This window comes from Plantibacter sp. VKM Ac-2885 (assembly GCF_015351205.1).
GTDB lineage: Bacteria > Actinomycetota > Actinomycetes > Actinomycetales > Microbacteriaceae > Plantibacter > Plantibacter auratus.
This window is the reverse complement of sequence record NZ_JADKSK010000001.1, coordinates 159,440-176,825: the sequence shown is the minus strand read 5'-3', so window position 1 is coordinate 176,825 and position 17,386 is coordinate 159,440. Positions and strand designations below refer to the sequence as shown.

Annotated in this window: 15 protein-coding genes and 2 tRNA genes; 6 read left to right on the top strand and 11 right to left on the bottom strand. The window is 65.5% G+C overall.

Annotation, left to right across the window (positions count from 1 at the left end):
* The 11 genes from ITJ66_RS00865 to dnaA form a co-directional block, all read right to left on the bottom strand.
* Positions 1 to 423 (bottom strand): NUDIX hydrolase, encoded by a 423-nt coding sequence (locus ITJ66_RS00865; protein ID WP_079704326.1) that lies wholly within the window; start codon positions 421 to 423, stop codon positions 1 to 3.
* A 74-nt stretch (positions 424 to 497) separates the two neighbouring features.
* A tRNA-Ala gene (locus ITJ66_RS00860) sits at positions 498 to 570 on the bottom strand.
* A 55-nt stretch (positions 571 to 625) separates the two neighbouring features.
* Positions 626 to 699 (bottom strand) — tRNA-Ile (locus ITJ66_RS00855).
* 87 nt (positions 700 to 786) lie between these two features.
* Positions 787 to 1,194 (bottom strand): DUF3566 domain-containing protein, encoded by a 408-nt coding sequence (locus ITJ66_RS00850; protein ID WP_056010202.1) that lies wholly within the window; start codon positions 1,192 to 1,194, stop codon positions 787 to 789.
* Positions 1,184 to 3,808 carry a DNA gyrase subunit A gene (gyrA, locus tag ITJ66_RS00845; protein ID WP_079704324.1) on the bottom strand — a complete coding sequence of 875 codons (2,625 nt, stop codon included), beginning with the start codon at positions 3,806 to 3,808 and terminating at the stop codon, positions 1,184 to 1,186. Before gyrA ends, ITJ66_RS00850 begins: the two co-directional genes overlap by 11 nt.
* A gap of 126 nt (positions 3,809 to 3,934) precedes the next feature.
* Positions 3,935 to 5,944: a DNA topoisomerase (ATP-hydrolyzing) subunit B gene (gyrB, locus tag ITJ66_RS00840; protein WP_064294034.1), complete on the bottom strand. Its 2,010-nt coding sequence runs from the start codon at positions 5,942 to 5,944 to the stop codon at positions 3,935 to 3,937.
* 123 nt (positions 5,945 to 6,067) lie between these two features.
* Entirely contained in the window at positions 6,068 to 6,592 is a 525-nt protein-coding gene (locus ITJ66_RS00835) for a DUF721 domain-containing protein (RefSeq protein WP_137242931.1), read from the bottom strand.
* On the bottom strand, positions 6,585 to 7,805 hold the full coding sequence (recF, locus tag ITJ66_RS00830) for a DNA replication/repair protein RecF (RefSeq protein WP_194642870.1): 1,221 nt from the start codon (positions 7,803 to 7,805) through the stop codon (positions 6,585 to 6,587). Before recF ends, ITJ66_RS00835 begins: the two co-directional genes overlap by 8 nt.
* A gap of 160 nt (positions 7,806 to 7,965) precedes the next feature.
* Positions 7,966 to 8,856 (bottom strand): phosphogluconate dehydrogenase (NAD(+)-dependent, decarboxylating), encoded by an 891-nt coding sequence (gnd, locus tag ITJ66_RS00825; RefSeq protein WP_064294036.1) that lies wholly within the window; start codon positions 8,854 to 8,856, stop codon positions 7,966 to 7,968.
* A 17-nt stretch (positions 8,857 to 8,873) separates the two neighbouring features.
* A complete protein-coding gene (dnaN, locus tag ITJ66_RS00820; protein WP_064294037.1) occupies positions 8,874 to 10,025 on the bottom strand; it encodes a DNA polymerase III subunit beta in 1,152 nt (383 codons plus the stop codon).
* A gap of 560 nt (positions 10,026 to 10,585) precedes the next feature.
* Positions 10,586 to 12,007: a chromosomal replication initiator protein DnaA gene (gene dnaA, locus ITJ66_RS00815; protein WP_064294038.1), complete on the bottom strand. Its 1,422-nt coding sequence runs from the start codon at positions 12,005 to 12,007 to the stop codon at positions 10,586 to 10,588.
* A 327-nt stretch (positions 12,008 to 12,334) separates the two neighbouring features.
* On the opposite strand from dnaA, the gene rpmH reads away from it, so the two are divergent.
* Genes rpmH through rsmG form a run of 6 tightly spaced genes read left to right on the top strand, consistent with a single transcriptional unit; the run spans position 12,335 to position 15,327 of the window.
* Positions 12,335 to 12,472 carry a 50S ribosomal protein L34 gene (gene rpmH, locus ITJ66_RS00810; RefSeq protein WP_056010217.1) on the top strand — a complete coding sequence of 46 codons (138 nt, stop codon included), beginning with the start codon at positions 12,335 to 12,337 and terminating at the stop codon, positions 12,470 to 12,472.
* Positions 12,411 to 12,842, top strand: coding sequence for a ribonuclease P protein component (gene rnpA / locus ITJ66_RS00805; RefSeq protein ID WP_354002394.1), 432 nt, complete (start codon positions 12,411 to 12,413; stop codon positions 12,840 to 12,842). Before rpmH ends, rnpA begins: the two co-directional genes overlap by 62 nt.
* Positions 12,839 to 13,150, top strand: coding sequence for a membrane protein insertion efficiency factor YidD (gene yidD, locus ITJ66_RS00800; protein ID WP_194642866.1), 312 nt, complete (start codon positions 12,839 to 12,841; stop codon positions 13,148 to 13,150). The genes rnpA and yidD overlap by 4 nt, the downstream gene beginning before the upstream one ends.
* Before the next feature lie 9 nt (positions 13,151 to 13,159).
* On the top strand, positions 13,160 to 14,143 hold the full coding sequence (gene yidC / locus ITJ66_RS00795; protein WP_064294040.1) for a membrane protein insertase YidC: 984 nt from the start codon (positions 13,160 to 13,162) through the stop codon (positions 14,141 to 14,143).
* Positions 14,144 to 14,151: 8 nt separating this feature from the next.
* Positions 14,152 to 14,655, top strand: coding sequence for a R3H domain-containing nucleic acid-binding protein (locus ITJ66_RS00790; protein WP_064294041.1), 504 nt, complete (start codon positions 14,152 to 14,154; stop codon positions 14,653 to 14,655).
* Between the two features lie 30 nt (positions 14,656 to 14,685).
* Positions 14,686 to 15,327, top strand: a complete 642-nt coding sequence (rsmG, locus tag ITJ66_RS00785; RefSeq protein ID WP_194642864.1) for a 16S rRNA (guanine(527)-N(7))-methyltransferase RsmG — start codon at positions 14,686 to 14,688, stop codon at positions 15,325 to 15,327.
* Positions 15,328 to 17,386 lie beyond the last annotated feature (2,059 nt).

The following is a 17,386-nucleotide window of genomic DNA, read 5'->3' as shown; positions in this document are numbered from 1 at the left end:
TCAGATGAGGCCGGCGAAGCGTCGTCCGACGTCGACGAGGCTGACGCGGTCGAGTGAGCCGACCTCCTCGAGCGGGTACCACGCGGCGTAGTCGGTGCTGCCGTCGGCCTCGTAGGTCAGCGTGCCGCCGGTGAGGTGCGCCCGGTAGACGATGCGCAGCGTGTGGAGCGGCCCGGTGGCCGTCGTGCTGAGGCGACGCTCCGCCGGCACGACCTGCGAGTCGACGCCGATCAGGTCGTCGAGCTCGGCGTGGTAGCCGGTCTCCTCGAACACCTCGCGGACCGCAGCGTCGGCCGGGTCCTCACCGGGGTCGATCCCGCCGCCCGGGAGCGTCCATCCGCTGTGTCCGCTCTCGTTCCAGTGGGAGAGGAGCATGCCCCGTTCGTCGACGATGACGGCATATGCAGCGACGCGGATATCCATGCCGCCAGCCTAACCGCCGGTCCCCGCGACAACGGAGAACGCCCCCGGCGTCTGCCGAGGGCGTTTCTGGACTGTGGAGCCTGGGAGAATCGAACTCCCGACATCCTGCTTGCAAAGCAGGCGCTCTACCAACTGAGCTAAGGCCCCGGATGGAGCAGATCCGGGGATCCGATCCAATCGGTGTGTTACTGGTCGTGCAGGGTGGGGCTACCAGGACTTGAACCTGGGACCTCTTCGTTATCAGCGAAGCGCTCTAACCGCCTGAGCTATAGCCCCGTTTTGAACCTTGTTGAGACTACCCGATTCCCGCCGCAACTCATAATCGAGCGGCGCCGCACTGGGCGGCGCCGTCCCGACGGAGCGTCAGTTGTTGGTGAACCCGACGAGGAGGCCACCCGTGATCTTCACACTGAGGTTGTAGAGCCCCGCGAGAAGGGCTCCCATCAGCGTGATGACGATGAGGTTGAGCAGCGCCACGATGCCGGCGAAGGCCATGACCTGCGGCAGGTTGACGTACTGCAGGATGTTGTTCCCCGGGCCGGCGATGTCGGTGAACAGGCCACCGACCTTCGTGAAGACACCGGTGGTGTTCAGCACCGTGTAGACGAGGAAGAAGAACACCACGATGACCACGGCGACCGCGATCGCCGCCAGGAACGACAGCTTCACCGCCGACCAGAAGTCGATGTACACCAGCTTCAGGCGCACCTGCTTGGTGCTGGTGCGTTTGGTCGACTTCTTGGCCAACTTCTCTGCGACGCTACTGCTCATCTACTTCTTCCTTCATCGCCGGAGTCTCGTCCGGCACGGATGCCTCGGGTTCTGCACCCTCCGTGGCGGCTGCGTCTGCAACCGTCTCCGGAACATCCTGGGTCTCAAGGTTTCGGTCACTGTTCTTGGCCAGCGCGATGATTCGGTCGCTCTCCGCGAAACGTGCGAAGACGACGCCCATCGTGTCGCGCCCCTTCGCTGGAACTTCGGCCACGGCAGACCTTACCACCTTGCCACTGGCAAGAACCACAAGGACCTCGTCGCTCTCATCGACGATCAACGCGCCCGCGAGCGTGCCTCGATCGTCGTTCAGCTTGGCCACCTTGATGCCCAGACCGCCGCGGTTCTGGCCGCGGTACTGGTCGATGTTGGTGCGCTTCGCGTAGCCGCCCTCGGTCACGACGAAGACGAACGCCTCGCGTTCCTCACCCTCGACTGACGGCAGCACCGACGCCGAGAGCAGCTTGTCGTCGTCGCGGAAGTGCATGCCGATCACGCCGCTCGTCGCTCGTCCCATCGGCCGCAGGGTCTCGTCGCTCGCCGTGAAGCGGATCGACATACCCTTGCGGGACACCAGCAGGACGTCGCTGTCGTTCTCCACGAGCAGTGCGGAGGTGAGCTCGTCACCCTCGCGCAGGTTGATCGCGATGATGCCGCCCGAGCGGTTCGTGTCGTACTCCGAGAGCGCCGTCTTCTTGACGAGGCCGTCGTGTGTCGCGAGGACCAGGTACGTCGCGGCCTCGTAGTCGCGGATGTCGAGGATCTCGGCGATCTCCTCATCCGGCTGCATGGCGAGCAGGTTGGCGACGTGCTGGCCCTTGGCGTCGCGGCCGGCCTCCTGCAACTCGTAGGCCTTCGCGCGGTACACGCGGCCCTTCGTGGTGAAGAAGAGGAGCCAGTGGTGCGTCGTCGTCACGAAGAAGTGGTCGACCACGTCGTCCGCGCGCAGCTGGGCACCCTTGACACCCTTGCCACCGCGGTGCTGCTGACGGTAGTTGTCGCTCCGCGTGCGCTTGATGTACCCGCCGCGGGTGACGGTGATGACCATCTCCTCTTCGGGGATCAGGTCTTCCATGTTCATGTCGCCGTCGAAGCCGAACATGATCTCGGTGCGGCGGTCGTCGCCGTACTTGTCGACGATCGCGGTCAGTTCCTCGCTGACGATCTCACGCTGGCGGACCGGCTTCGCGAGGATGTCCTTGAGGTCGGCGATCTGCGCTTCGATCTCGGCGGCCTCGTCGATGATCTTCTGACGCTCGAGGGCGGCGAGACGACGCAGCTGCATGTCGAGGATCGCGCTGGCCTGGAGCTCGTCGATCTCGAGGAGGTCCATGAGGCCCGTGCGCGCCTCGTCGGCGGACGGCGAACGGCGGATGAGCGCGATGACCTCGTCCAGGGCGTCGAGCGCCTTCAGGTAGCCGCGGAGGATGTGTGCGCGCTCCTCCTTCTTGCGGAGTCGGAACACGGTGCGGCGGACGATGACCTCGACCTGGTGCGTCACCCAGTTGGTGATGAACCCGTCGAGCGGCAGCGTGCGCGGGATGCCGTCGACGATCGCGAGCATGTTCGCGCCGAAGTTGTCCTGCAGCTGCGTGTGCTTGTAGAGGTTGTTGAGGACGACCTTCGCGACCGCATCGCGCTTCAGCACGATGACGAGCCGCTGGCCGGTGCGACCGGAGGTCTCGTCGCGGATGTCGGCGACGCCGCCGAGACGGCCCTCCTTGACGAGGTCGGCGATCTTCAGCGCGAGGTTGTCGGGGTTCACCTGGTACGGGAGCTCGGTGACGACGAGGCAGGTCCGGCCCTGAATCTCCTCGACGTTCACGACGGCCCGCATGGTGATGGAACCGCGACCCGTGCGGTAGGCGTCCTGGATGCCCTTGATACCGAGGATCTGCGCGCCGGTCGGGAAGTCCGGCCCCTTGATGCGCTGCATGAGCGCCTCGAGGAGCTCTTCCCGGCTGGCCTCGGGGTTCGCCAGGTGCCACAGCGCACCGTCGGCGACCTCGCGGAGGTTGTGCGGCGGGATGTTCGTGGCCATGCCGACCGCGATGCCGACGGAACCGTTGACGAGGAGGTTCGGGAAGCGCGCCGGCAGGACGACCGGCTCCTGGGACTCGCCGTCGTAGTTGGGCTGGAAGTCGACGGTCTCCTCGTCGATGTCGCGCACCATCTCCATGGCGAGTGGGGCCATCTTCGTCTCGGTGTACCGAGGGGCGGCCGCGCCGTCGTTGCCCGGTGAGCCGAAGTTGCCCTGGCCGAGCGCCAACGGGTACCGAAGGCTCCACGGCTGGACGAGGCGGACGAGCGCGTCGTAGATGGCCGTGTCGCCGTGCGGGTGGAACTGACCCATGACGTCGCCGACGACGCGCGCGCACTTGGAGAACGAGCGGTCGGGGCGGTAGCCGCCGTCGTACATCGCGTAGATCACGCGGCGGTGGACGGGCTTCAGACCGTCGCGGACGTCGGGCAGGGCGCGGCCGACGATGACGCTCATCGCGTAGTCGAGGTAGCTGCGCTGCATCTCGAGCTGCAGGTCGACCTGGTCGATCCGTCCGTGCACGCCGTGGTCCTCGTCCGGGACCGTGATCTCGTCGTTGGTTTCGTCTGCCATGTGTCTACTGACTCTTTCGATTGCGGAGCTGAACGATCTTCGCTCCCCGAGCTTGTCGAGGGGCTATGTCGGGGCCGGACGGTCCTCGAGGCTGTCGCACTTCGACAAGCTCAGTGACCGGGCCGGCTAGATGTCGAGGAAGCGGACGTCTTTCGCGTTCTTCTGGATGAAGGTCCGGCGGGACTCCACGTCCTCGCCCATGAGTGTGGAGAAGATCTCATCGGCGGCCGCGGCGTCGTCGAGGGTGACCTGGAGGAGCGTCCGCGTCTGCGGGTCCATCGTGGTCTCCCACAGCTCCTTGTAGTTCATCTCGCCGAGACCCTTGTAGCGCTGGATCCCGTTCTCCTTCGGGATGCGCTTGCCCGAGGCGACACCGTCGGTGAGGAGGGCGTCGCGTTCGCGGTCGCTGTACACGTACTGGTGGTCGGCGTTCGACCACTTCAGGCGGTAGAGCGGCGGCTGCGCGAGGTACACGTATCCGAGGTCGACGAGCGGGCGCATGTAGCGGAACAGGAGGGTCAGCAGCAGCGTCGTGATGTGCTGGCCGTCGACATCGGCATCGGCCATGAGCACGATCTTGTGGTACCGCACCTTGTCGGGGTTGAAGTCCTCACCGATGCCGGCACCGAAGGCCGTGATCATGGCCTGGACCTCGTTGTTCGCGAGCGCGCGGTCGAGGCGTGCCTTCTCGACGTTGAGGATCTTGCCACGGAGCGGGAGGATCGCCTGGGTCTCCGGGTTGCGCCCCTGCACGGCGGAGCCGCCTGCGGAGTCACCCTCGACGATGAAGATCTCGGACAGCGACGGGTCCTTCGACTGGCAGTCCTTGAGCTTGCCGGGCATGCCGCCACCCTCGAGGAGGCCCTTGCGACGGGCCGTCTCGCGGGCCTTGCGGGCGGCGAGACGAGCGGTCGCGGCCTGCAGCGCCTTCCGGATGATCTCCTTGGCCTGGTTCGGGTTGCGGTCGAACCAGTCGTTGAGCTGCTCGCTGACGACCTTCTGCACGAACGCCTTCGCCTCGGTGTTGCCGAGCTTGGTCTTCGTCTGGCCCTCGAACTGCGGCTCGGAGAGCTTCACGGAGATGACGGCGGTGAGGCCCTCGCGGACGTCGTCGCCGGAGAGGTTGTCGTCCTTCTCCTTGAGGATGCCCTTCTCACGTGCGTAGCGGTTCACGAGCGTGGTGAGCGCCGCGCGGAACCCTTCTTCGTGGGTGCCACCCTCGTGCGTGTTGATCGTGTTCGCGTAGGTGTGGACGCTCTCGTTGTACGCCGTCGTCCACTGCATCGCGACCTCGAGCGCGATCTTGCGCTCGGTGTTCTCCGACTCGAAGGAGATGATCTCGTCGTGGACGAGCTCGGCACGCTTGGCCTTGTTCAGGTACTCGACGTAGTCCTCGAGACCGCGCTCGTAGAAGAAGACGTCCTTGCGCTGCGAGTGCGCCGCCGAGTTGTCGTCGACGTCGTCGGCCTCGATGGCGTCGCGCAACGGACGCTCGTCGGCGAGCTCGATGCGGAGGCCCTTGTTGAGGAAGGCCATCTGCTGGAAGCGGGTCCGGAGCGTCTCGTAGTCGAACTCCGTCGTCTCGAACGTCTCGGCGCTCGGCCAGAAGGTGATCGTGGTGCCCGTCTCGGAGGACGGCTCGTCCTCGTGGAGCGGGGCGTCGGGGACACCGTGCTGGAAGCTCTGGCGCCAAACCGAACCCTGACGACGGACCTCGACGGAGAGGCGCGTGGACAGTGCGTTGACGACGGACGAACCGACGCCGTGGAGCCCACCGGAGACCGCGTACCCGCCGCCGCCGAACTTGCCGCCGGCGTGCAGGATGGTCAGGACGACCTCGACGGTCGACTTCTTCTCCACCGGGTGGATGTCGACCGGGATGCCTCGACCGTTGTCGATGACGCGGACGCCGCCGTCCTCCAGGATGGTCACGAGGATCGTGTCGCAGTAGCCGGCGAGGGCCTCGTCCACGGAGTTGTCGACGATCTCGTAGACCAGGTGGTGCAGACCACGTGGACCGGTGGACCCGATGTACATACCGGGCCGCTTCCGGACGGCTTCGAGACCTTCGAGAACCTGGATGGCACTTGCGCCGTAATCAGAGTCTTGGGCGTGCGTGTTGGGTTCTGATGTCATAGGAAAAGAGGGCTCCAAACCGTCGAGATTCGACGGTTCCATCCTACCAAACAGACCCCGTGAAGCCGCGAGAAAACGCCCGTTTGAGGCACTTTTCCATGCCCGGAGGCCGTATTTGCCTCCCTAGCCGTAAGTATCGCGTGGACCACGCCCTGGGATCGACCTGGGGCCTCTTTTCCAGGAGGGTGCTCCGGGGCCCTGGAAACGGATCGTGTCGACACCGGCATCGGGATAGCGTTCGGCGATGCGGACGAGGATCTCATGGCGCATGTGCCGCAGTTGCGTCGCCCAGGCCGTGGACTGGCATTGGACGATCAGGACGCCGTCCGCGATCGACACCGGTTCGGAGTATCTGGCGGTGTCCTCGCCGCACAACTCCGCCCAGTTCCCGAGGACCTCGTGCTGGGCGAGCGGCGAGTTCCACCCGAGTCCGGCGGTCAGTGAATCGATGACCGTCCCGAGGCCCTTCGGGTCGCGACCGACACCGTACGGCACCGAGTCCTGCGGCCCCTCGGCCGAGCGTTCGCGGCGCTTGCGATCACGGGAGACCCGTTCGCCGCCGAAGATCTCCTTGAACCGGAGGTACACCGTGGCGGAGAGTTCCCCCGCCGGGTCGGCGTCCCGTCCGAGTCGCCGCGGCTCAGTCATGCGTCGACTCCGTGGGGCTCACGACGGAGGCCGCCTCGTCCGGACCGTCCACGATCCGTCCGGCCTCGATGCGCACGACGTGCGCGGTGAACCGTTCGGGGACGTCGTCGAACACGGCCGCGGTGATGATGACCTGGTCGTACTCCGCGACCGCGGCCGCGAGGCGTTCCCGGCGACGCGAATCGAGCTCGGCGAAGACGTCGTCGAGGATGAGCACCGGATCGCCGAGGGACGAGTCGGCACGGAGGAGCTCGGCTGAGGCGAGTTTGGCGGCGAGCGCGAACGACCACGATTCGCCGTGGCTCGCGTAGCCCTTGACCGGCAGCCCGTTGAGACCGAAGAACACGTCGTCTCGGTGCGGTCCGACGAGCGTCAGGCCCCGCTCGAGCTCGGCCGACCGGCGCTGCGCGAGCGCCGCACGGAACCGTTCCGCGATGCGCGCCAGATCGACAGGGGCGCCCGGCTCCACGCCCTCCGTGGGATCGGCGGCTGCCGACTCGTCCTCGGCATCGGTGCCGGCGATACTGAGGACGGGCAGGAGGACCGGTCGGTGATTGTCGCCGGCCACGGCCTCGTACGCGGCACGCAGTGGCCCACCGAGCATGGCCAGGAGCTGCAGACGTTCAGCGATGATCTCCGTGCCGTACTGCACGAGTCGGTCGTCCCAGAGGTCGAGCGTCGCCAGGGGCCCGGACTTCAGCCCACGCGCCCTCGCCGATTTGAGGAGCGAGTTCCGCTGCTTCAGGGAGCGGTCGTAGTCGGCCATCACGCCGGCCAGCCGGGGGATCCGCTGCACGAGGAGCTGGTCGATGAACCGCCGACGCGCCGACGGGTCGCCGCGGACGATCAGGAGGTCCTCCGGGGCGAACAGCACGGTGGACACGTACCGCGGCAGTTCGCGCGGCTTGATCTGGGACCGGTTCACCTGGGCGCGGTTGGCCGAACCCCGGTTGAGTTGCACCTCGGCGAGCAGCTCACGACCGTCGTGCACGATGCGCGCCCTGATGATCGCCGCGTCGGCACCGTGTCGGATAAGCGCCTGCTCGGAGGAGACCCGATGAGACCCGAGGCTACTGAGGTATCCGATCGCCTCGACGAGGTTGGTCTTGCCCTGGCCGTTGCGACCCACGAACAGATTGGGTCCGGGTTCGAGCGCCACGTCGACCACCGCGTAGTTGCGGTAGTCGGTGAGATTCAAGTGCCGCACGATCACCACGTCACCCTACCGCCTCGCCCTGACGCCGAACGGGTCGGGGCGCCGTCGGACGTCCGAGCGCGCCCGTCACGACGACGCAGGGTGAACGAAATCGACCCTCCAGCGAAGCGGAAGGCTCCGGGAGGGTCGATTTCGTTCGTCAGGAGACGTCGTGTCGTCAGTCGTCGGCCTTCTTGACCGCGTGACCGCCGAACTGGTTGCGGAGTGCGGCGACCGCCTTCATGGCCGGCGAGTCCTCCTGGCGCGACACGAAGCGGGCGAAGATCGATGCCGAGATGGTCGGGACGGGCACCGCGTTCGCGATGGCCTCCTCGATCGTCCAGCGGCCCTCGCCCGAGTCCTCGACGTAGCCCTCGATCTGCTCGAAGTCCGGGTCCTCCTCGAGGGCGCGGACGAGGAGCTCGAGCAGCCAGGACCGCACGACGGTGCCGCGCTGCCAGGCCTTGAAGGTGCCGGGCACGTCCTTGATGATGTCCTCGCGCTTGTCGAGGAGCTCGAAGCCCTCGGCGTACGCCTGCATGAGCGCGTACTCGATGCCGTTGTGCACCATCTTCGCGTAGTGGCCGGCGCCGACCTCTCCGACGTGGACGAAGCCCTCATCGCGCGGGCCTTCAGGACGCAAGGCGTCGAAGACGGGCATGACCCGCTCCACCTGCTCCTTGGAACCGCCGACCATGAGGCCGTAGCCGTTGTCGACACCCCAGACACCGCCGGAGACGCCGGCATCGATGTAGTCGATGCCCTTCGCCGACAGCAGCTCAGCGTGCTTGAAGTCGTCCGTGAAGCGGCTGTTGCCGCCGTCGATGATCAGGTCGCCGGCCTCGAGCAGGCCGTTCAGCTCCTCGACCACGGAGTCGGTGATGGCCCCGGCGGGGACCATGACCCAGACCGTGCGAGGTGCCGGGAGCGCAGCGACGAGGTCGCTGATCGTCGCGACGTCGGTGACATCGGGGTTCCGGTCGAAACCGGTGACCTCGATGCCGTTCGCACGCAGACGCGTGCGCATGTTGTTGCCCATCTTGCCGAGACCGACGAGACCGATGTGCATGGTGGATCCTTTGCGTGTCAGCGCAGCAGCAGGTTCGGCTGCAGCAGGTACTTGTAGCTGTCGGCACCCGGCTGATCCTTGGAGGATTGGCTCGTGATGAGCATGGGTCCCGGCTTGTTCGTGTTCTCCGTCTTCGTGAACGAGAACCGCACGTACTCGCTCCGGACCGCGGTCAGACCGTCGATCAGGAACTGCGGCTTGAGGGAGAGCACGATGTCGTCGCCGGTGAGGAGGGCGTCGATGCCCTCGGATGCCTGCGCCTGCTCGGATCCGACGGCTTCGAGCGTGAGGCCGTCGATGGTGAAGGTGAAGCGGAGGGCCGCTTCGCGCTCGAGGACGAGCGACATACGCCTGGTCGCCTCGATGAGTTCCGCGGTGTTGATGATCGCGTAGTTGTCGGTCGTCTCGGGGAAGAGCCGCTTGACCGGCGGGAAATTGCCCTTGATCAGCAGCGAGGTGACCGTCTTGCGGTCAGCCCGGAACGCGATGAGCTCGCGGTCGTCACGATTCGTGATCGCGACGTTGATGTTGCCGCTGTGGCCGAAGGTCTTGCCGACCTCCTGGAGCGTGCGGGCCGGCACGAGGGCGGTGATCGTCTCGCTGGAACCGTCGCCCTGGCCCGAGTCCCAGTCGATCTCGCGGACCGCGACGCGGTAGCGGTCGGTCGCGACGAGGCTGAGGCTCGTCTTGGAGACCTCGAGCTGCACGCCGGTGATGACCGGGGTCACGTCGTCGCGGCTTGCGGCGACGGCGACCTGGCTCACTGCGGTGGCGAACTCATCGGCAGGCACGAGGCCGAAGTCGGCGTCGACCTGAGGGATCGTCGGGTACTCCTCGACGGGCATCGATCCGAGCGTGAACCGGGCAGAACCACAGGTGACCTCGATGCGGTTCTCGACCTTGCTGAACCGGACGGGCGCGTTCGGAAGGCGGCTGGCGATCTCCGAGAGCAGCCGACCGTTGACGAGTGCCGTGCCGGCCTCCTCGACCTCGGCCGCGATGCCGGTCTGGCTGGAGACCTCGTAGTCGAAGGAGGACAGGATGAGACCATCGTCACCGGCTTCGATGAGGATGCCGTTGAGGATCGGCAGCGTCGGGCGCTGCGGGAGCAGCTTCACTGCGAACGAGACGGCTTCGCTGAATACATCCCGGTTGACGCTGAATCGCACGACAAGTCCCCTGTCTCTGGCTCTCGATGACGTCACCAATGCTAGTGGGTCTGCTTCCGGGGTCGAGTGGGACGAGGTGCTGTGGAGAAGCAAGCCTGGGGAAAGGTTGTTTGGCGGAGAGATCATTGAATTAACGGTTAACAGTCTTAACCGGTGTGGAAACTGTGGATAAGTCCGCCGAACCCGCTCGAACACAGGGAACTACATGTGTGTAACTTGGTGGCGGCCTGTGGAGAGAACGACGCGAGGGTGTGGGACGCGGAGGCGGGTGAACGGTGTTCACTCACAAGCGTGCCCGGAGCTTCCACATCCCTCCACAGGTTATCCACAGGGCTGCGAGGCCGGAATGTGGACAGATCGGACGCGGATCATGTCGTCGAATGAGCGCTCGTCGTCGCCTGATGAACGAAATCGGCCCCTTGAGCGCACCGAGTGCGTCGAGGGGCCGGAAACGTTCATCAGGACGCCTCAGGCGCCGTAGCGGTTCCCCGGTCCCCGAGCCTGTCGAGGGCCCTTCGACAAGCTCAGGGACCGAGTGAGGCTCAGTGACCGAACAGGGGTCAGGCGCCGTAGCGGAGGTTCTGCTTGATGCGGCTCGTGAGCTCGGTCACCTGGTTGTAGATCGAGCGCTTCTCCTGCATGAGGTCGGTGATCTTCCGGTTGGCGTACATGACCGTCGTGTGGTCCCGGTTGCCGAACAGCTGACCGATCTTCGGGAGCGAGAGGTTCGTGAGCTCGCGACAGAGGTACATCGCGATCTGCCGCGCCGTCGCCACGGCCTGCGACCGACTCGAGCCGTACAGGTCGTCGACCGAGAGCTTGAAGTAGTCGGCCGTGGTGTTGATGATGTCGATCGGCGAGATGACGTTGTCGTCGTCGAGGCTGATGACGTCCTTCAGCACCGTCTGGGCCAGCGTCATGTCGACAGCGGTCCGGTTCAGGCTCGCGAACGCGACGACCCGGATGAGCGTGCCCTCCAGCTCACGGATGTTGCTCGACACCTTGGTGGCGATGAACTCGAGGACCTCGTCCGGGATGTGCAGCTTCTCGTTCTGCGCCTTCTTGCGCAGGATCGCGATGCGGGTCTCGAGGTCGGGAGCCTGGACGTCGGTGATGAGTCCCCACTCGAAGCGTGAACGCATCCGCTCTTCGAAGCCGGTGAGTGCCTTCGGCGGCAGGTCGCTGGTGATGACCACCTGCTTGTTGTGATCGTGGAGGGTGTTGAAGGTGTGGAAGAACGCCTCCTGCGTCTCCGCCTTGCCCTGGAGGAACTGGATGTCGTCGATCAGCAGGATGTCGATGTCGCGGTACCGCGACTGGAAGAACGAGCCGCGGTTGTTGGCGATCGAGTTGATGAAGTCGTTCGTGAACTCCTCGCTGGACACGTACCGGACGCGGATCCCCGCGTAGAGGTTCATCGCGTAGTGGCCGATGGCGTGGAGGAGGTGGGTCTTGCCGAGCCCGGAGTCGCCGTACACGAACAGCGGGTTGTAGGCCTTGGCCGGCGCTTCAGCCACGGCCACCGCGGCCGCGTGCGCGAACCGGTTGGACTGGCCGATGACGAAGTTGTCGAAGCTGTACTTCGGGTTGAGTCGGGTGTCGTTCTCGCGCGCCGGCAGCGTGGGCGTCGGGGTCAGCTGCGGCTGCGGTGACTCGAGCGGCGCCGGGTCGATGTGCTGGAAGCCGGTCTGCTCGTACCGTTCCTCGACGATGTCGGGGTTGACGACGATCGCGTAGTTGCCGACGGGACCGCCGTCGACGATGGACGCGAGTGCGGCGAGGATCGGTGCCCGCATGCGCTGGTTGAGCATGCCCATCGTGAACTCGTTGGGCACCTCCAGGTAGAAGGTGCCGCCCATGATGCCCTTGGGGACGATGAGGTTGAGGAACCCGCGGAGCGGCGGGGTGATGCGGTCGTCGACGGAGAGGATCTCGAGCACCGATTGCCAGGTCTCAGCGATCGCATCGTCGGCGTCCGACATAGTTCTCCCCACACATACTCACAGGTTCATCCACAGGCTCTCCCCTGAGTATTCGGGGCTGAGCGCGGTGCTATCCACACGCTGTGCATAACCCGAGGGCTTACGCTAACAACACGTCGCCCCAGTCCCAAATCACTGTACGGCCGCCCTGCGTGTCACTGCTACAATTTCTGAGAATCCTGTGGATAATCATTCGTTTGGGCGCCGCTGGTTTGACCTTCGCGCGAGTAGACCGTAGGTTTAATCAGTTGACTTCTGCCCACGGGCACCCTTCCGTACCCTGCTGCCACCTGTGCAGTGGTGGGTCATGATCCGGAGATCGTAATTATGAGCAAGAGAACCTTCCAGCCGAACAACCGTCGTCGCGCCAAGAAGCACGGCTTCCGTCTGCGCATGCGCACGCGTGCCGGCCGCGGCATCCTGTCGGCTCGTCGCGCCAAGGGCCGCACCGAACTCTCCGCGTAGAGCCGTCGTGCTCGAGCGTGCGAGCCGGATCACGTCCGGCGACGACTACCGAGGGGTAGTTCGTCGCGGGTCCCGGTTCGTCGGCGAGCACACGGTCACGTACGTACGCATGAACCCGAAGGGCGGACAGCCGCGCTTCGGGTTCATCGTTGCGAAAACGGTCGGAAACGCAGTGACCCGCAATCTCGTCAGACGTCGCTTGAAGGCCATCTGTCACGACAGCGTCGTTCACGCTGCCCGCGGCGCTGACGTGGTCATCCGTGCGCTGCCGTCTGCAGCGACGGCTCCGTTCGCCTCGCTCCATGCCGAGGTCGATCGAGCCTTCGCCAAACGCGGCGTCATCGCCGAGGCTGCGGACGCGCACCGATGAACGGCGTCATCGCTGCCACCTGTCTCGCGCCCCGCAATGCTGCGGTGCTGGCGCTTCGCGGGTATCGCGCCGCGATCTCCCCGCTGTACGGCGACGTCTGCCGGTATTACCCCAGCTGTTCCGCGTACGCTCTGGGAGCGGTGCAGCAACACGGTGTCGTCGTCGGTTCGGCGATGGCAGCGGTGCGCATCGCGAGATGCCACCCCTGGGCAGCACCTCGTTTCGACGAGGTACCGCCCAAGAAGAACTTCCGGTACAGCGTCACTTCTCACGGATTTGTCGTGCAACCGAGCCACGGAAAGGGCTGACCCGCACCTATGGACATCATCGGCACAATTCTCTGGCCGCTCAAATGGGCGGTCGAGCTGCTCCTCGTGGGCTGGCACCTGCTGTGGACGGCCATCGGACTCGACCCCGCGGCCGGTCTCACCTGGGTGCTCTCGATCGTCGGGCTCGTCCTGGTCGTCCGTGCGGCACTCATCCCGCTGTTCATCAAGCAGATCAAGAGCCAGCGCAAGATGCTCGAGATCGCGCCGCAGATGAAGAAGGTGCAGGAGAAGTACAAGGGCAAGCGCGACCAGGCCAGCCGTGAGGCGATGTCCCGCGAGACGATGGAGCTGTACAAGAAGCACGGCACCTCCCCCGTCAGCGGTTGTCTGCCGCTGCTCGTCCAGATGCCGATCTTCTTCGCCCTGTTCTCCGTGCTCAACGACGCCCAGAAGAGCAAGGCCGGCGTCGGTCCCCTGAACGAGACCCTCGCCGTGCAGTTCGGCGACGCGAACCTGTTCGGGATCGCTCCGCTGCACACGAGCATGCAGGCGGCACTCGCCGGCAACCCGGTCAACTGGGCGGTCGTCATCATCGCCGCCGTCATGGTCATCCTCATGTGCGCGTCGCAGTTCATCACGCAGCTGCAGATCGTGTCGAAGAACATGTCGGCCGAGACGAAGGCCAGCCCGCAGTTCAAGCAGCAGCGGATCCTCCTCTACATCCTGCCGTTCGTGTTCCTCTTCTCCGGCTTCGCCTTCCCGCTCGGCGTCATGTTCTACTGGCTGACGTCTAACGCGTGGACGATGGTGCAGCAGTTCCTCGTCATCCGGAACATGCCGACGCCTGGTTCCGACGCTGCGAAGGCTCGTGAGGAGCGTCTCGCGCGGAAGGGCAAGCTCATGACGCCGAACGGCGACGTCATCTCGATCTCCGAGGCGCCGGTACCCGAGAAGAAGACCCCGACGCAGCGCCAGCAGCCCATGGGCAAGGCGCGTGCGAAGAAGCAGCAGACCGACGGACGAGACAAGTAGGAGTATCGGTGACTGACCAGGAACTGGCCCCGGCCCAGGACGAAGCACCCACCATCACGCAGCTCGAAGAAGAGGGCGACGTCGCAGCGGACTACATCGAAGAGTTCCTCGACATCTGCGACATCGATGGCGACATCGACATCGATGCCCGCAATGGTCGTGCGTACGTGTCGATCGACTCCCCCACGGAGAGCAACCTGCGTCTCCTCTCGCGTCCCGACACGGTCAACGCGCTGCAGGAGCTGACCCGCCTGGCTGTTCAGAACCGCACCGGTGGCTTCTCCCGGCTCATCCTCGACATCGGCGGATCCCGCGAAGCGCGTCAGCAGGAGCTCGGCGCCCTCGTGGAGCGAGCGGTCGAGCGCATCGAGGCTGGTTCCACCGAGGCGGCACTCCCCCCGATGTCGAGCTACGAGCGCAAGCTCGTCCACGACATCGTGTCGGCTCGCGGCTTCGTGTCCGAGTCGCACGGCGAAGGCCGCGACCGTCACACCGTCATCACCCGCGGCTGACGCGGCCTGATCGTTTCACGTGAAACTGCGATGACTGACGTGCCTGCAGGACTCGAACCGGAACCGGCGGAAGCGTCCGAGTTGTTCGGTGACCGGATCGATGTCGGTCGTGCATTCGCCGCGAACCTGGCGGAGTTCGGTGAGCCACTCGGGCTGATCGGGCCCCTGGAGCTTCCGCGTCTGTGGACGCGCCACATCCTCAACAGCGTGATTGTGGCTCCGCTCCTTCGTCCCGGCAGAGTCGGGGATGTCGGCACTGGCGCGGGGCTGCCTGGACTGGTCCTCGCGATCGCCCGGCCGGACGTCGAGTTCGTGCTCATCGAGCCGATGGAACGTCGAGTCGCCTGGCTCAACGATCAGGTCGGAGTCCTCGGGCTCGATAACGTCACCGTCGTGCGAGCGCGCGCTGAGGAGGTTCGTCTCGATGAGCCCCTCGACCAGGTGACCGCGCGCGCGGTCAGTGCGCTCCGCAAGTTGCTCCCCCTCACCGCTCCCCTGCTTCGGGACGGCGGAGAGCTGGTCCTCATGAAGGGTGCCGGCGCGCAGGCGGAGGTCGATGCATCGACCAAGGAGCTTCGCAAGTACCGGGTCTCCGGTGTCGAGGTTCGAACGCTTGGCGAGGGCGTTCTCGCGGAGCCGACCCGAGTCATCGTTGGAACCGTCCGCGGCTGAGGTCAGTCGGGAACGCTCGGGCCTCCGCGAGGGGCACCGCAGACAATCTTCCGCGGCTTGCGAGCTCTCGGGAGAATGGCTCCTGACGAACCGGCCCGGAACCTGCGGCCAATTCAGAGGTCCTGAGTTCGTCAGGAACGATTCTCCGGTCTAATTTGACACGAATCTGGGGTGCCGGGTGGGCCGGATTCGAGTGTTTTCTGACGTTTGCCAGCGGTAATGCTTCTGGTATCTCATATGTGTTCTTCACTTGGCCTGTAGCCCCAGTCTTGTGACGCGGCGCCGGCACCGCGATCGACGGGCGGCGATGCTCCGCGCTTCGGTGGTCGGCGCCCCCAGACGTCGATGCTGTTGTGCGCGGTGGCCGGCCAGCTAGCTGCCCCCTCGGAGATGACGGACGAGTGCGGGTGGCAACGGTGGACCTCCCAGGTTGGTGATCCGGTCGGGCGTGTCAGTGATCTGTGGCCTTCGTTCGAACCCCGGGTAGGTCCGAGGCGTTCCTTGGTTGCAGGGAAGATGCGTCACCCCGTCCCCGTCCCACACGTTCAACTGACTCGCGGGGGTGCATCACGTGGCGGACCTGTCGTTGGAGAACTGCTGCGAGATGCGCATTCCGCCAGTTCCCTATGTGCCTGCGGGCCGACTGGCGCCCGACCGTCGGCAGGCTCATGTGCACCGGCGGGTCGGCGCTGGCTGAGGTGTGGGTGAGCTGCCGGCCGAAGAAGGAGAGGATGGTCGGCCTGTTGCTATCGCGTGCGTCGAAGGCGCCCCGGTCTTGGAGGCTCTGGCGCCGTGCGGTGCGGTCACGCCGGAGCCCCTGCTGCTACTCCGAGCGCTTTCCCCGACGGGGCTGCGACGCACGGTGCACGGCGGCCACTCGGCGTAACGATGTGTCGAAGTGCGCCGGCGCTGCGGAGGTCGTGCTCGTGACTCCTGTCAGCTTGGAATGAGCTGGTGTACTTCCGACTGACGATGCATGGTTCTGCGCCCAGATAGGCTCGGCGGAGCGTGCTTGCCGCCGGAAGGATGAGATTGAGCGACGTTTCACGTGGAACGTGGGACGATGCCACTCGCTTGAGTTCTTCGTTTTCAGGAGTGGTTCCTATCGGCCTGGAGTCGTGTGTCCCAGTTCACTCAGTGAGTGCGCTCCCAGGCCGTCGTGCCGGGACCGCCGCGGTGTTCGATGTTTCACGTGGAACATGGGTGGCGGTCTGCTCCTGCGCGGCTGTAGCGCGGCGGTGGAGACAAGTTGAGTTCGACGAGCACAGGGCGCGGTAGCAGGCTGGCCTGCGCTCGAGACCACCCCATCCGTTGCGTTGGTCCTGTCGAGAGTGTTTCACGTGAAACAGCGGGCGGGTACGACGGACAGCGTGTGGGATCGGACCGGTTGCGTGATGCTTCGTCGCTACCGCTCCCCCACTGTCGGATCACCCCGGTGAGGCGGACAGCGGGCTGTGGCCAGAGGCTGGAAAGGCGCCTATCGATGTGAGCCGCGGGACGGCTCGGCGTGCACGGAGTCTTGGTTTCACGTGAAACGCTGGCGCGGACTTGCGCCAGTCGTACAGCTCTCCACCATACGAGCGCGTGGAGATAGCGCCTGTGGATAACTCTGTGGACAGTTCTCGCACGTAGCCGGAGGAACCGGCGATCCTCCGTGAAGAACCGGGCCCCAACCGACGTACCACCGAACTATGGTCAACACGCACCGGGGCAAGAGCCTGGACGTACTGGACCCGGCGTGGGGCGATCGGGTGCGAACTTCCGCGGAAAGACGCGGATCTCTGACTGATTGCAGAGGCACTTCCCCCATGGTTGTCAACATACGTCCGCCGGGCTCGTCTCGTGTTGATCTGACCAGCTTCGACCTGCACGCCCGAGGCGCACGCGGTTCCGCGGCATCGGGTATCTCGGAGCCCTGTGGATAACCCTGTGGAAGAGAGAGGGCGAGGCGTCCCTTCTGGGCGCCATGCGGGGCGATCGACGACATGCGGGTGTCGCGAAACGGCGCTCGAGTGCCGCGACGCTTCCACACTCCCCCGATCGCTGTCGGAGATCGCTC

Bases quoted from the DNA above. Each gene is read 5' to 3' on its own strand.
- yidD (WP_194642866.1), top strand. From the start codon at position 12,839: ATGAACGGCGTCATCGCTGCCACCTGTCTCGCGCCCCGCAATGCTGCG.
- gyrA (WP_079704324.1), bottom strand. From the start codon at position 3,808: ATGGCAGACGAAACCAACGACGAGATCACGGTCCCGGACGAGGACCAC.
- ITJ66_RS00835 (WP_137242931.1), bottom strand. From the start codon at position 6,592: ATGACTGAGCCGCGGCGACTCGGACGGGACGCCGACCCGGCGGGGGAA.
- ITJ66_RS00850 (WP_056010202.1), bottom strand. From the start codon at position 1,194: ATGAGCAGTAGCGTCGCAGAGAAGTTGGCCAAGAAGTCGACCAAACGC.
- yidC (WP_064294040.1), top strand. From the start codon at position 13,160: ATGGACATCATCGGCACAATTCTCTGGCCGCTCAAATGGGCGGTCGAG.
- dnaA (WP_064294038.1), bottom strand. From the start codon at position 12,007: ATGTCGGACGCCGACGATGCGATCGCTGAGACCTGGCAATCGGTGCTC.
- gnd (WP_064294036.1), bottom strand. From the start codon at position 8,856: ATGCACATCGGTCTCGTCGGTCTCGGCAAGATGGGCAACAACATGCGC.
- gyrB (WP_064294034.1), bottom strand. From the start codon at position 5,944: ATGACATCAGAACCCAACACGCACGCCCAAGACTCTGATTACGGCGCA.
- rsmG (WP_194642864.1), top strand. From the start codon at position 14,686: ATGACTGACGTGCCTGCAGGACTCGAACCGGAACCGGCGGAAGCGTCC.
- rpmH (WP_056010217.1), top strand. From the start codon at position 12,335: ATGAGCAAGAGAACCTTCCAGCCGAACAACCGTCGTCGCGCCAAGAAG.
- ITJ66_RS00865 (WP_079704326.1), bottom strand. From the start codon at position 423: ATGGATATCCGCGTCGCTGCATATGCCGTCATCGTCGACGAACGGGGC.